The 13,394-nt window shown below is 46.2% G+C and carries 10 protein-coding genes; 3 read left to right on the top strand and 7 right to left on the bottom strand.

Annotated features, from left to right (window positions below; genetic code table 11):
* Window positions 1–275 precede the first annotated feature (275 nt).
* From RH949_RS00610 to RH949_RS00580, 7 genes are all read right to left on the bottom strand, one after another.
* Entirely contained in the window at window positions 276–809 is a 534-nt protein-coding gene (locus RH949_RS00610) for a chemotaxis protein CheW (protein WP_006099970.1), read from the bottom strand.
* Between the two features lie 133 nt (window positions 810–942).
* On the bottom strand, window positions 943–4,428 hold the full coding sequence (locus RH949_RS00605) for a response regulator (RefSeq protein ID WP_446351611.1): 3,486 nt from the start codon (window positions 4,426–4,428) through the stop codon (window positions 943–945).
* A 230-nt stretch (window positions 4,429–4,658) separates the two neighbouring features.
* Entirely contained in the window at window positions 4,659–7,505 is a 2,847-nt protein-coding gene (locus tag RH949_RS00600) for a methyl-accepting chemotaxis protein (protein ID WP_446351610.1), read from the bottom strand.
* 447 nt (window positions 7,506–7,952) lie between these two features.
* Complete coding sequence (locus RH949_RS00595) at window positions 7,953–8,528, bottom strand: chemotaxis protein CheW (RefSeq protein ID WP_006099762.1); 576 nt, start codon at window positions 8,526–8,528, stop codon at window positions 7,953–7,955.
* A gap of 119 nt (window positions 8,529–8,647) precedes the next feature.
* A complete protein-coding gene (locus tag RH949_RS00590; RefSeq protein WP_006099921.1) occupies window positions 8,648–9,013 on the bottom strand; it encodes a response regulator transcription factor in 366 nt (121 codons plus the stop codon).
* Between the two features lie 116 nt (window positions 9,014–9,129).
* Complete coding sequence (locus tag RH949_RS00585) at window positions 9,130–9,495, bottom strand: response regulator transcription factor (protein WP_006099927.1); 366 nt, start codon at window positions 9,493–9,495, stop codon at window positions 9,130–9,132.
* Between the two features lie 84 nt (window positions 9,496–9,579).
* Window positions 9,580–10,779, bottom strand: a complete 1,200-nt coding sequence (locus tag RH949_RS00580) for a response regulator (protein WP_006099787.1) — start codon at window positions 10,777–10,779, stop codon at window positions 9,580–9,582.
* A gap of 397 nt (window positions 10,780–11,176) precedes the next feature.
* Here RH949_RS00580 and RH949_RS00575 point away from each other — a divergent pair, with 397 nt between their 5' ends.
* From RH949_RS00575 to pirA, 3 genes are all read left to right on the top strand, one after another.
* A complete protein-coding gene (locus RH949_RS00575; RefSeq protein ID WP_446351609.1) occupies window positions 11,177–11,959 on the top strand; it encodes a lipoate--protein ligase family protein in 783 nt (260 codons plus the stop codon).
* Between the two features lie 409 nt (window positions 11,960–12,368).
* On the top strand, window positions 12,369–12,962 hold the full coding sequence (locus RH949_RS00570; protein WP_446351608.1) for a cysteine hydrolase family protein: 594 nt from the start codon (window positions 12,369–12,371) through the stop codon (window positions 12,960–12,962).
* Between the two features lie 255 nt (window positions 12,963–13,217).
* Entirely contained in the window at window positions 13,218–13,379 is a 162-nt protein-coding gene (gene pirA, locus RH949_RS00565; RefSeq protein WP_006099655.1) for an arginine synthesis PII-interacting regulator PirA, read from the top strand.
* The last annotated feature ends 15 nt before the right edge of the window (window positions 13,380–13,394 follow it).

Raw genomic sequence — 13,394 nt, 5'->3', positions numbered from 1 at the left:
CATACTCGACTGGATTATTATCGCGTTTCTTAAATGGATGAGATATAGCACTACGCACACACGCTAGGACAAAAGAAGAAAAATTGAAATCGCTTTGACCCTGAATTTCGACAGGTTCAGTTGCCGCGCTCACCGTCGAAGCCTCACGCCGAAGTCCGAGTATTGAAAGAAAGCCTAGCGCATAGCGCTATACAGGCGGTAAGGACACACATTGGCAAAGGGCGCACGTCTGTGCGCCCCTACGGTTTTTCCACGAATTCAGGTTCAAACTTGTTTCATACGTTGTGTGTTAAGATGCCAATTTCCTGGAAGATTGGCATCAGTAAATCGACATCGAGTAAAAATACAGTAATCGATTCTTTATCCTGGGGAATAACGGCTACATGACTTGCAACTTCTAGGGTATCGGCTCGTCGATAGGATTCGGGTAGTAAACGAATGGCTGATAAGGGTATTTCCATTAACATTGGTGTGTCAGTTACCGGAATTCCATATAAGTCCCCTGTCGTGTTTCTAACCACAATCAAATACCCGCCCGTGCTGGATTCCTGAATCGGGCTTTGCTTGAAAAATCGCCAATACAAGTCTACAACTGTAACTTCGCGATCGCCTAAATGAGCAACGCCGACATGATTCAGCCCACTACTGTAGATTGGCGTGTGATCCACGACTTTATAAACTGACTCAATGCGTAAGGCTAGATGCAGATTTCCCATACTGAAGACAATGAATTTTAAAGATGGAATAACCTGTCTAGATTGGGCTAAATCAGTATCGTTGGGTTGAAATTGAGTAACTAATGTTGCCATTTGTCATTTGTCCTTTGTCAAAACACTGATTTCACAGATTCATTGGCGAGAGTGGGGTGGGGAAGTGAGAAGTTAGTTACACTGATTACACAGAGATTTGGCTCCCTCAGCTTCCCCGTTTACCCCATCAAGATCAAGAGGGTTGCAATTGCGGCTGTTGTGACTTATCCTGGGTTAAAATTTGTTCGATCGCACCTAAAAATTCTTGTTCCAGATAAGGTTTGGTGAAATACGCATTTGCGCCTAAATGCCGTGCTAACCAGCGATGTTTATCGTTACTGCGGGAGGTTAACATCACCACGGGAACTTTTGAAATCTGGGGATCTTGGCGACGTTGACCGAGAAATTCAAACCCGTTCATGTTGGGCATTTCAATGTCACAAACCACTAAATTAATCGCTGAGGTTTGCCGTAATTGTTCCAGCGCTTCTCGTCCATCTCTGGCTTGTAATACCCGACATCCAGCTCGTTCTAAGGTGAGGGCGAGAGTTCGCCGTAATGCTACCGCGTCATCTACGACTAAGACGGTGGGGGCTTTCGCGGTTTGGACTTTATCATTTGTGTGAGCAGTAGGAGAGTCGCTCATGCTCACAAGAGTGCGGTTGCTGGATGTAATTGAGATTGACTGGCTGCTTTGACCTAAAAGCTGATCCATTAACACAGCGCCATCAATCACGGGGATTAAACTGCCGTCCCCTAAGATAGTACAACCATAAGTAAAACTAGGAGGCGCGATCGCACTGCCGAAGGGTTTAATTACTAATTCCTGTTCTGTCACCAGGCGATCAATTTCTAGGGCGAGAACATATTGATCTTGACGCAAAACCAGCATCGGTAACGCCCAATCGGTTGGTGAGGGAACCGAAACCAACGCCTGACTGGGACAGGTTTCGGGTAAGGGACAAGCATAATCCAATAAATCCGTTAACCGATAGGTGGGAACAATTTGACCCCGCCAGCGTAGAAATCGCTGTTCTCCGGTGGTTTTGACTTGATTCCCTTTGGGAATAACAATTTCTTCTACACTGTCTGAGGGTAACGCCAACGCCGTAGAACCAACGAAACAGACGAGTAATTTACCAATGGTAAGGGTTAACGGTAGGCGTAAGGTAAACGTTGTCCCCACACCAGGAGATGAATGAACCGAAATCGTCCCTTTTAAGGAACGCATCTGCGATCGCACCACATCCAATCCTACTCCTCGCCCCGACAATTCACTCACTTGTTCCGCCGTAGAAAATCCAGGTTCAAACAGAAACTCAAATAATCGATTCGGCGTCAGCGTCGTCAGTTGTTCCGGTGACACCAATCCCATATCAACCGCCTGTTGACCAATCCGTTTAGTATTTAATCCTTGACCATCATCTTTGACCTCTATAATGGTTTGACTGCCTTGGTGATAGGCGCGAATTTCAATTTGCCCGACTTCAGGTTTCCCCTGCTGACGCCTCACCTCTGGTAATTCAATGCCATGATCAAAGGCATTGCGAAGTAAATGCATTAGCGGATCATAGAGTTTTTCTAACGCCGCTTTATCTACCAGAACATTCGTCCCATTCAGTTTCAAATTAACCGATTTTTTATACCGAGTAGACAAATCGCGGATCACACGCGGATAACGGTTGAGAACCTCACCCAAGGGCAACATCCGCGCCCACATCAACTCATCCCGTAAACTGGTCAGCATTTGCCGTTGCTGTTCCAGAGTTTGATCCGATTGCTTGGCAAATAGGGCGACATCATCCACCGATTCTTCCACCTGCACCATATCTTCAATAAGCTGTTGCAGTCGAGAATTGAGGATACTATAGTTATCCAATTCCAGGGAATCAAACTCTTCGGTGCGACTGACAAATTCCGTCAGTTGATTCAGCAGGGCGATATTGATCTGGGGGTTATAACGTTCCGGTGAAATTAGCATCTTGTCCGAGAGTTCCCGCAAATGATTCACCATGGTTTGCACCCGGCTAAATCGTTCTAATAACTCTCGCACAGATCGTTGTAGTTGCTGGTGTTGCAGGGATAACCCATTCCGGTTAATCGCTAACTCACCCACCAGGTTATTCATGCGTTCTAAGCGTTCCGAGTCAACCCGCACGGATAGGTGAGGTGTCGCTGCTTCCTGTTTAGATTTAGAACGTTTCGGCGATACCGATTCAGGTTCTTGGTTCTCGGATGTGGGTTGGGCTGATGGATGAGTGGCAGAGAGTTCACTCGAACCCCGTTTTGAGGGAACCAGACTATTAGAGGTAACGGCGAGAGTTGCGTCATCACTCGCCGCAGGTGCAGGCAGATCTTCAACTTCTGGCAATTCCTCATACACTTGTCCAATGGATGCGATCGCGTCTTCCAGGGTTTCTGGTGCAGGTATACTTAGACTCGATGCCGACGCTGCTGTTAATTCCTCTTCCGGTTCTGGTTCTACTTCTTCTTCCTGACTGGTGTCGGCTTCTACTTCCCCAAACACATCCTCTAAGGAGGGAACCTCCTCTTCTAAATCGGCTACAAGCGGTTCAGCATCGGCATCCAAAGACGAAGGAGACAGCGATTCCTCGGATGCTGGGAAACCTAACCCCCCAGCCCCCTTCCCTGCAAGGGAAGGGGGAGAAGAGGGAGAAGAGGGAGAAGAGATAGTCTGACTCCCCTCTCCTTTGAGGGGAGGGGCTGGGGGAGGGGTCTCAATACTGCTCGGATAAGCTCTAAATTTAAATTCTTCTCCCCCAGCTTCCCCAGCTTCCCCAGCTTCCCCGGCTTCCCCAGCTTCCCCGGCTTCCCCGGCTTCCCCAGCTTCCCCAGCTTCCCCGGCTTCCCCAGCTTCCCCAGCTTCCCCAGCTTCCCCAGCTAAGGCGACTAACTCAGGCGATGGTGTACCACCTTGGCTGCGATCGCCATTTAACACTGCCAGTCTACCTGCATCAAAATCAGCCAGGGCAACTTGAGTAATCTCTAACGCCTTGTCTGGGTGGGCATTTAGCGCCGTAATTGCCATCTGTGCGATCGCGCCAAATCCGGGTAGATTTAAAAGTTCGGCAAACCCCGCAAATACATCTGCTTGCGCCCGTAACTCTCCGGCTACCGGATGATGATCTGGATCTGCTACAACTTGAGACAGTAATTCCAAACCTTGTTCCACATCCACTTCAAAGATGGATAATGCCATATCTACCCCTAATTCTGATGAACTGGGGATAAAATTATCTGCCTGAGTTAAGGCATCACCTAACCGGGTTTCAATCTGAGCAAAAATCGGTTCAGCAATCGCTAAGGATTGCTCTTGATCAAACTGATTGGTGGCAATTTGCTCCATCAATGGCAGACGCAAACAGTCATACGCTTGCAGCAATTGACTCTCTAAGTCTGTATCAATTTCAACAGTTTTGTTGTAGAGTGCCTTAAAAATATTTTCTAGGCGATGAGCGATAGTCTTAATCGCCTCCAATTCTACACTCGCTGAACCTCCTTTTAAGGAATGAGCTGCTCGCATCATTCCATGGACATTTGCCGTGCTCCGATCCTGACGCAGGTTAAGCAAGCCCGCTTCAATATTTTGTAAGAGTTCCGGTGCTTCTTCAATAAAGAATTGATAGGCTTGATCGCGAATATCGGGGTTGAGTGTCATTTGTCCTTCGTCCTTTGTCCGTGGTCATTAGTCATTTGTCTACTGTAGGGTGGGCACTGCCCACCAGCCTTAAGTTGAATGTCTACTGTAGGGTGGGCACTGCCCACCAGCCTTAAGTTGAATAAAGGGCGACCCGATCAAATTGAGTGGACACAGTTGTTGATTGATGCAAGCGGGTCGCCCCTAAACTCTTAAATGAAATGAATCAACAAATGACCAATAACTGATGGTTACTTCAACTTAAACTGACCTACGTCAGCTTGGAGGGCTTGGGCAACGCTTCGTAGTTGTTCAAACGAAGACGAAACGAAACGTGCTTCTTCTGATGTTCGGGCAGCAATGTCTGCCACATTGGTCATCGTTTGGGTCACATCTTCAGAGGCTCGGGATTGAACAACTGTGGCGTTGGCAATCGCTTCAACCAATTGGTTAATCTGGTTAGAAGCTGTGGCAATTTTGTTCAGAGAGGCACGAGTTTCGTCCACTAATTTTGTACCCGTAACCACCTGTTCTGTCCCTGCTTCCATCGCCGCAACCACTTCATTGGTTTCCCCTTGAATCGCCGCCACCAGTTTTTCAATTTCTGCTGTCGCTTCTGCCGATTGCCGCGCCAAGGCACGTACTTCGTCCGCAACCACCGCGAACCCTCGTCCTTCTTCTCCGGCGCGGGCTGCCTCAATGGAGGCGTTCAGCGCTAGCAGGTTGGTTTGGGCGGCAAAGGTGCTAATCAGGTTAACAACGGTGGAAATCTTTTGGGATGATTCACCCAAGTGTTTGACTTTTTTCGCTGTTTCTGCTACAGTTTCACGGATTGCTAGAATCCCTTCAACAGTGCGGTTCATATTGTCGTCCCCTTCTGCCACAGTCTGAGAGGCTTCTTGCACTGCCAATTCTGCTTGTTCAGCGTGGGCGGCAACCATGCGTACTGTTTCTGCCATTTCTTGGGCACGGCTAAGAGCGTAGGAAATTTGCTCGGCTTGCATCAAGGCTTCTTGGGATAGGGATTGAACCGCCACTTCGTTGCTGCTTGTGGTTGTTGCCACCTGAGTCGCCGCTTTTTGCACCTGTTCGACAATCTTGCGTAAGTTTCCTACCGTGGCGTTGTACGAGTCAGCAACCGTACCGATTTCATCCGCTGTGACTCGCGCCCGAATGGTTAAGTCACCTTTACTAATTGGGTCTACTTCCTTCAGGAGTTCTAAAGCGCGTTGTTGTAAGCCTTCTTTCAACTCCCGTTGTTCTTGCGCCAGTTTGTCGGTAGTTTCTAGGAGCATTACTCGGTCGATTACCAGTCCAATCTGACCCCCTAACTGTTTAAAGAAGTTGACTTCTGCAGTTTGCCATTCACGAGGAACCGAACATTGGTTCGCCATGATCAAAGCAAAAGGTTGACCTTCGTGGAGAATCGGCACTTCTAAGTTGGCTTTGACACCCAAACGTGCCATTAATTTTTGTTCCTCTGGTACTAAATCCGCTTCAAAGACATGATTGGTGGCGACAACACGGGCTTCTTTATACGTCTGGCGTCGTTCCTCAGACAGAGTGAGTTCTTCAATCTTGTCATTCAGGCTACGGGGCCAACCCATGGCGACAGATTCAGCCGCAACATAGCTGCTACCATCGGGGTTAAATTGGAAGATCATCACTCGTTCAGCCTTAAGGATTTTACGAGTTTCCTCAACCGCTTTCTGGAAGAGATCGCGGATTTCCTGGGATTTCAAGGTGCGAGAACCTGTAATATCTGCCAGTAAACGGGCTTGTTCGGCAGCGAGTTCTTGTTCTTGGATAAATACCTCTAACTGACCCGCCATATCGTTAATGTTTGCACCGAGAGTAGCCAGTTCGTCCTCTCCTTTCACCTGTAAGCGAACATCCAAGTCACCTTGACCAATTTTTGACACCGCACCGGCTGCATCCACAATCGGTCGGGTAGCGTTACCTGCCACGAACGTCGCGACTGCACCAACCATTAAGGCGGCACCCCCTGTCCCTAATCCCAGAGTCCAGAGCATATTCCGTTGCGGTGCAAACGCCACCTCAGAAGGACGGACAATAATTAGCGCCCAGTTCAGGTTATACAGTTCAGCTAAGTTTTCTGTAGGGGCGTAAGTAATAACGTCTTCCCGTCCAGTTCGCTGTTCAACAATGGTCAAGATTTCTGCCTGGTTTTGTTGAACTTGACTATACAGCTTGGGAAACTTTTCCTCAAATGTTTGACCCACATCATTAGGATCTTCTGCAGCCACCACGTTACCTGACGAATCAATCAGGTGAAATTCTTGTTGTCGCTCTTTGGTTACACCGAAAATTCCATTCACTCGTTCCATCGGCTCACGGGTGCGGATAATGCCAATGGTTTTACCTGTCACGGAATCCTTAATCGGTGCGGCTATATAGATACCGTACCTGTTAGTCGTTTCAGAGAGCCGTGGTTCCGTGATGTAGATCTGATCCGTTCTCAATACTTCTTGAAAATAGTCTCGGTCAGAGTGATTTTCGAGAATTTCTCCAGAGTCTGATTGGGCAAGAACGTTACCCTGGAGGTCAAACACACCAATACTGTCGTAACTGCCGTACAGTTTCTCATAGGCATTAAGCAGACGTTCCTTTTCTGCCTTGGGTGTACTCTTCACCAGTTCAGCATTATTAAACACCGGAACTTCTGCCATAACTTGAATGTCACTGTAGCGTTCTGCCATGAATGCCTCTAACTTGTCTTCCAAGTCAATTGTGTTCGTTTGTTCGTTGCTCACCACTTGTTTATACATCCCGCCACTGGCTGTAAAGTAGGCAGTCGCCCCCACTGCCAATACGGGTAATGTTCCAATGGCTAGTGCTAAACCAATCGCTTTACTTCGCAGACTAGACAGCAACCCGCGACGGTTTGAACGCTGTTCTGGCGTTTTTCCCATCGCCTCGAGTGCAGGCAATTTAGGTAGAGATTGATCAGCAGTCCCAGACGTTCGATAGGGCATCGATGGGGGATAGTCACTGGAATAGGGTTGAGTCTCAGGGGGTAGATTCTGCGAGTAAGAACCGCGACCATTGGTATCAGGTTTGGGAGAAAGTCTAGTCATGAATCGAACCTCTTTAATACAAAATACGGAGAAGTTGGCAAATTGCTCAAAACTGGACTTATGAGAATTCATTTCCTACGGTTTGCCACCGTGCCTATTTCCATTGGCAGGGCTTCTACGATAGGAGATAAAATCTGATAAGCCTTTTGGCGGAAAATCTAACTGCCACTAAATGCGAGGCAGTCCTATTCAATAATCGGTCGTGTAAATTCAGTAAACTGAAACAACAATGAATTAATCGTGGAAAGGTAGAACACCCTGATTTGAACTTGATGAGTTAGATCGAAAACATGGAAAACTAAACACTTGATCAGGGGGGGTTTAGTCGCATCGGGGTGAAAGAGCCAAGGGAATAGTTAAACCCGCCCCTACAGACTAAGATGATACGCTTCTACAAAATGGGATAAGCGAAAATTCCTCGACATTACACATTTGTTACCTTACCCCTTAAACAGATTGCTTGGGCATCGATGCAATAATCGCGTTTCCATCAATAATCACGAGCATTTCACCATTATTTTTCAACCAGTACCCGCGCAAGAATGGCACCAGTTCCGGGGTAACACTAGCGGAGGGAGGAGATTGAATCCAATCGGCATGACACCATTCAATATCTTCAACTCGGTTTACCACGAGTCCTAGCATTTCGCTGTTGGCTTGGGTTGAAGTTGACGATTTGGTTTTGGCTTGCAGCACAATCGCCGTATAAGCTGAACCACTAGCCGCTTGTTGATACCACGGCGTAAGCCCGACTAAATGACCTAAATCAACCATCCATAAGACTTCACCCCGCCAATTGTAAGCCCCCATTACCCAAGCTGGCATTTGAAAAATTGGGACAATTTGACCTCTAGGAATCGTCAATACTTCAGTCAGTTGATGAATGGGTAATAAAGCGGTGGTATCCGGTAACAAATGAAAGCGCAAAAACTGTTCATTTGCCTGGGTAGCCAGACTCGATAATTGTTCTGAGATTGGGATAGTCGGTAATGAACTATTTGAGCTGAGTAAGACGTTGGACATTGACATTCTCTACAACTTAGGCAGTGTGAGTATCTTGTTGACCTATTTTGTCAAAGGAGAAAGATACTTGTACGACCTTGGCTAAACTTAGATGAGATCCTTCTACTTTCTCTCGTTGATTAGCTTCTGATTAGCTGTTTCACTGTGCGTAAAAGTTCGGCTTGATCAATCGGTTTACCAATGTAGGCATCAGCACCTTGCTTCATTCCCCAAAATTTATCCATTTCGCCATGTTTGGTCGAGCAAATAACCACAGGGATGCTTTTGGTATTAGCGGCATCTTTAATGTCTCGGCAAACCTCAAATCCACTCCGACCCGGTAGCACAACATCTAGAACAATGACATCTGGTTTTTGGCTGCTCAATTTCATCAACGCATCTTCACCACTATCAGCAGTGAGAACTTTGATTCCTTCTTGCTGTAAGCATTGAGTAATGATTTGTAAATCTGTCAAGCAATCTTCAACAACTAAAGCAGTCCCCATAGTCTTAACCTCATGAAAAAATAAATGGAAGGGTTAGTCTAGATTATTTACGGATCAAGGCTTGTCTTGGCAACTCAATCCATGGATAACTAATCTAGACTGAATGGACATTACGCCTATCGCAGCGTTAATTGTTTAACGGTACGGAGCAATTCCTCTTGATCAACGGGTTTCGCCAGATAGGCATCAGCTCCTTGTTTCATGCCCCAGAATTTATCCATCTCACCGCTTTTAGTTGAGCAGATTACAATGGGAATCTTGCTGGTATTCGCGGCAGCTTTGAGATCACGACAGACTTCAAACCCACTGCATCCTGGAAGGACAACATCTAGGACAATCACATCTGGTTTGTGGGTATTCAATTTTTCTAGGGCGGCTTCACCACTGTCAGCCGTCAATACATTAATACCTCCTTGCTGGAGACAATTAATGATGATTTGCATGTCGGTGGCAGAATCTTCAACAACTAGAACAGTTCCCATGATATTTACCTCGCGTAAAATAAGAATGGATGGTTTTGATTGAATTTTTGTTGTTAGTCAGTGATTTTCACCTAAAACCACTGACTAATGACCAACAACACCCTGCTTAAGATGCTTGCTGATCACATTAAGTACAGTTCCCGCATCAATGGGTTTATTCAAGAAATCAGATGCGCCCACTAATTTGGCTCGAACGCGATCAACAATGCCATCTTTCCCAGTCAAAATCACAATTGGCGTAGTTTGGAATGCTTGCAATTTGCGTAATTTGGCGCAAATCTCATAGCCATTGGTATTCGGCATCACTAAATCGAGAAAGATTACATCAGGTTTACGAGCAATCACAAGCGCGATCGCACGTAAGCCATCGTCGATAACCAGCGATCGATAACCACTGGCGGTGAGGAGTTTTTCCATGGTGTGGCAAACCAAGGGACTGTCATCCACACAAGCAATTAGTGGCTGGGTGGATTGTGTGGTAGTGGATGGATTTTCTGAACTCTCTTGCTTGACGGGACTCGGTAAATCAGGGATAGAAATTAACTCCACTAATCCCCAGCGAATATAAGGCAACAGAGAACGAGTTACTTGCAAGACATCCCGCTTCATCTGCACCGCCACATCCCGCAGTGTATGTTTGCCGTCCAAAAGTTTGCTCAGGAGGTGGTAAACTGCCTCTGACGTCCGGGCTTCCAAGGCTTTGGGCTGTCTAATAACGGGAGCCAGGTTAGGAGAATATTCTGCGACCAAATCGTGATGCCAAGCCTGCCATAACTTATCAGTTTGTGCGATCGCCATTTCTACATCAACAACAGGAAGCTGGGTGGATAAGGTGTTATCCTGTTTAATTTGGTAGGTGGTTTGCTTGGCATGGGCGATATCAAACAAAACTTCCGTAATCACCGATTGAATCAAGTTCTTCGTCTGTTCAGGTGTGATCTTCTGTTGTTTTACCCATAAACTCAACAGATAATATTGCCAAGACGTTTGACAATTCGCTTGATTGAATTCGCTTAAATCACGCTGTATGGTTAATCGATCTAACGTTAACTGAGGACTGTGGGTGGCTATATTTCTCAGCCACCGTCTCACTGGATGAGTGCCACCCATGGCATACATCAGATGACCATCGCATAGAAAAAACAACCATTTTTGCTGGTCTGGACTCGTCAGTATCAGATGACCGCTAAACCGAATCCGCTTTAAGGTTTGAATAAATTGAACTTGCTTAGATGCTGTAAACAAACTAAAAGAAACATTCGGTTTAATTGATTTAACGGTCATGACGGCACCATAGCTTGGACAAATTAACGGAAGACTGATCGGCTACACCCTATTTAGCATTTCTATTTTTCCTGATTCATTCCTATTCAATTAATAGCACTGTGGATAGGTTGTTGTGGGTAAATAACTAAGAGTTTTATAAAAACTTTTTTCCTTTTGCAATAGAGGAAAATCGTAATACATTGCTTTGTTTGTAATACATACACTTATTTGCTTTTATAATCAAATAATAGATAATATATTTGCACCTAATATAAATAGATTAATTCTAAGATTGCGTCGTATTAAAACGTATTACAGTTCTGCTAAAACAGGATAAAAGGAGATGGAAATGGCAAAATTAAAATGTAAAGTTTTGTCTACTGTATGACAACAATTTTAAAAATTCGATGAAGCGATGAAACCAATCCTGACGAGCCAATCACCGTGGCGTTTAATTCCTCCCCTATGCCTCTCCGGACAGCTTCAGATGGCAATTGACCAATGGCTTCTGGAACAACAGCAGGGGAGCAATGTAGAGACGTGCCATGGCACCTCTGGGTACACAGGTGCTAGGAATGCTCCAGTTCTGCGGTTTTACACCTGGGAATCTGCGACAATTTCCCTCGGATATCATCAACGTCGTTGGTCTCCGGCTTGGCAAACGTTGACCTGGAACGGAAAACCAATTCCCTTAGTCAGGCGTCCCACAGGAGGACGTGCTGTGCTACACCAAGGTGATTTAACCTATATGGTGGTAACTTCAGGACTCAGTAATAAGCGTATAGAAGCCTATCAGCAGATTTGTAAATTTTTGATTCAGGGGTGGCGATCGCTCGGCGTCGATTTGCACTATGGTAAGGCGGGACGAGATTATCACCACAATCCCAATTGTTTTGCCACAGCCACAGGTGCCGATTTGGTCACAACTGAAGGGTATAAACTGATTGGCAGCGCTCAGTTACGACGTGGCGACGCTATATTACAACATGGTTCAATGCGCTTAGAGCCAGATACTCAGTTATTTGCTCAGGTGTTTGGCGAATCATCTCCTGTCAATTTACCTCTGACTCAGCGAGGGGATAATTTAAGGCAAACGGTGATTGAAGCACTAACCCAAGCCGCAGTTGATTGTTTTGGTGTGGAGTTTGTTGTCCAACCGTTATCCGATCAGGAGTGGCAAGAAATTTTAGGAATGTAGAGACGTGCCATGGCACGTCTGGGAGCGGAGGAGACAAGGGAGAAGATATAGGGAAGATATGATTTAATTTTTGCACTCGGTCAGGGCGGGTTTAGTCGCATCTGGGTGAGGCAAAAAACGATAATAGTGAAACCCGCCCCTACACACACGCCATGATAGATATAGCGCTACGCGCCAGGCAATAGGCAATAGGCAATAAGCTGTAATGCATTTAAATTGGGTATTAGTAGCGAGCAAGATGCTCGCACTACAAGGATCTCGCAATTCTTGACATTATGGTTTAAATGCCGAACAGCTTAGGCAATAGTAAAGAAAAAAGCTTACTAAATCAGGGGATTGAGCGATTTTGAATTTTTCTTAATTTGTCCTAACGTGTCTGCGTAGTGCTATAAAGCAGAAGAAATCAAAAATGGTTAATCGAGATTGGCAGCAATTTGCCCTACTGTTAATCGATGTGCAACAGGATTTCTGGAATCCGGAACTCGAACAAGCGTTTCCAGATTTCCAGTCAAATATTGCTCGTTTGCTTTGCTTCTGTCGTCAAGAGGGACTCGAGGTAGTGCATCTGCGGGAAGTTTTTAACCCCGATGGTTCCGATTGGTTACCGCGATATCGGTTGCGGGGACGTGCGGTTTGTATCAGGGAAACGCCAGGAGCCGAGGTATTAAGTGTGGCGACGGCGCAATCTGGAGAAACGGTTATGGAAAAGCAAACGCAAGATGGGTTCCATCATCCTCCGTTGCTGGATTATCTGCGCTCCACTGGGAAAAAATACATCCTGACGGCGGGATTGGTGACATCGGTTTGTGTCCTGTTAACCGCCGCTTCTGCGTCTCAGTTGGGATTTTTGGTTACCGTGATTTCTGATTGCTGCGCCGATTATCCCGAAGCTCACGCGATCGCACTCCGTCGTTACCGAGGCTTTATGCTTGAATTAGCCTGTCTTGATGAACTTCCGCAACGGTGGGGAGAGTGGGTTGGGCAAATTGAGCGGTTAGGTTGACGCCTTGCTCCCTACCTTCTGCCTGGTTGGTGAGTCTGTCGAACCTGGTTGGTGAGCCTGTCGAACCTGGTTGGTGAGCCTGTCGAACCTGGTTGGTGAGCCTGTCGAACCACTGCCTTCTGTTTACGGTTATCCACATCAAAATTTTACTAATTTCTGTATTAAATACTACGTTTAGGTGATCTTTTTTTATTTTATTCGTGGTATTTTTAAATTAGAGTCAATACCAGAAGTAAAGCTAAAGGACTGTTCACCATGAACAAACAACTACAAAAACAAGCAAAAGAAGCCGCAGCTACCCATCGCCAAAGCTTGCACAAGAACTTGCAGCATCGTATAGAAGTCGCTAGAGCCAATGGCAATGACGCTTTGGTTCGTCAGCTAGAAGCCGAAGCTAGCTATTTGAAACTCAGTTAAGATATCAATTAATCC

This window comes from Coleofasciculus sp. A1-SPW-01, assembly GCF_040217205.1.
Classification (GTDB): Bacteria; Cyanobacteriota; Cyanobacteriia; order Cyanobacteriales; family Coleofasciculaceae; genus Coleofasciculus; species Coleofasciculus chthonoplastes_A.
The sequence above is the reverse complement of the archived record's forward strand: the minus strand, read 5'-3'. Positions and strand labels throughout refer to the sequence as shown.

Coding starts and splice junctions, on each gene's coding strand:
- RH949_RS00610 (WP_006099970.1), bottom strand. CDS start 809: ATGGCAACATTAGTTACTCAATTTCAACCCAACGATACTGATTTAGCC.
- RH949_RS00605 (WP_446351611.1), bottom strand. CDS start 4,428: ATGACACTCAACCCCGATATTCGCGATCAAGCCTATCAATTCTTTATT.
- RH949_RS00600 (WP_446351610.1), bottom strand. CDS start 7,505: ATGACTAGACTTTCTCCCAAACCTGATACCAATGGTCGCGGTTCTTAC.
- RH949_RS00595 (WP_006099762.1), bottom strand. CDS start 8,528: ATGTCCAACGTCTTACTCAGCTCAAATAGTTCATTACCGACTATCCCA.
- RH949_RS00590 (WP_006099921.1), bottom strand. CDS start 9,013: ATGGGGACTGCTTTAGTTGTTGAAGATTGCTTGACAGATTTACAAATC.
- RH949_RS00585 (WP_006099927.1), bottom strand. CDS start 9,495: ATGGGAACTGTTCTAGTTGTTGAAGATTCTGCCACCGACATGCAAATC.
- RH949_RS00580 (WP_006099787.1), bottom strand. CDS start 10,779: ATGACCGTTAAATCAATTAAACCGAATGTTTCTTTTAGTTTGTTTACA.
- RH949_RS00575 (WP_446351609.1), top strand. CDS start 11,177: ATGAAACCAATCCTGACGAGCCAATCACCGTGGCGTTTAATTCCTCCC.
- RH949_RS00570 (WP_446351608.1), top strand. CDS start 12,369: ATGGTTAATCGAGATTGGCAGCAATTTGCCCTACTGTTAATCGATGTG.
- pirA (WP_006099655.1), top strand. CDS start 13,218: ATGAACAAACAACTACAAAAACAAGCAAAAGAAGCCGCAGCTACCCAT.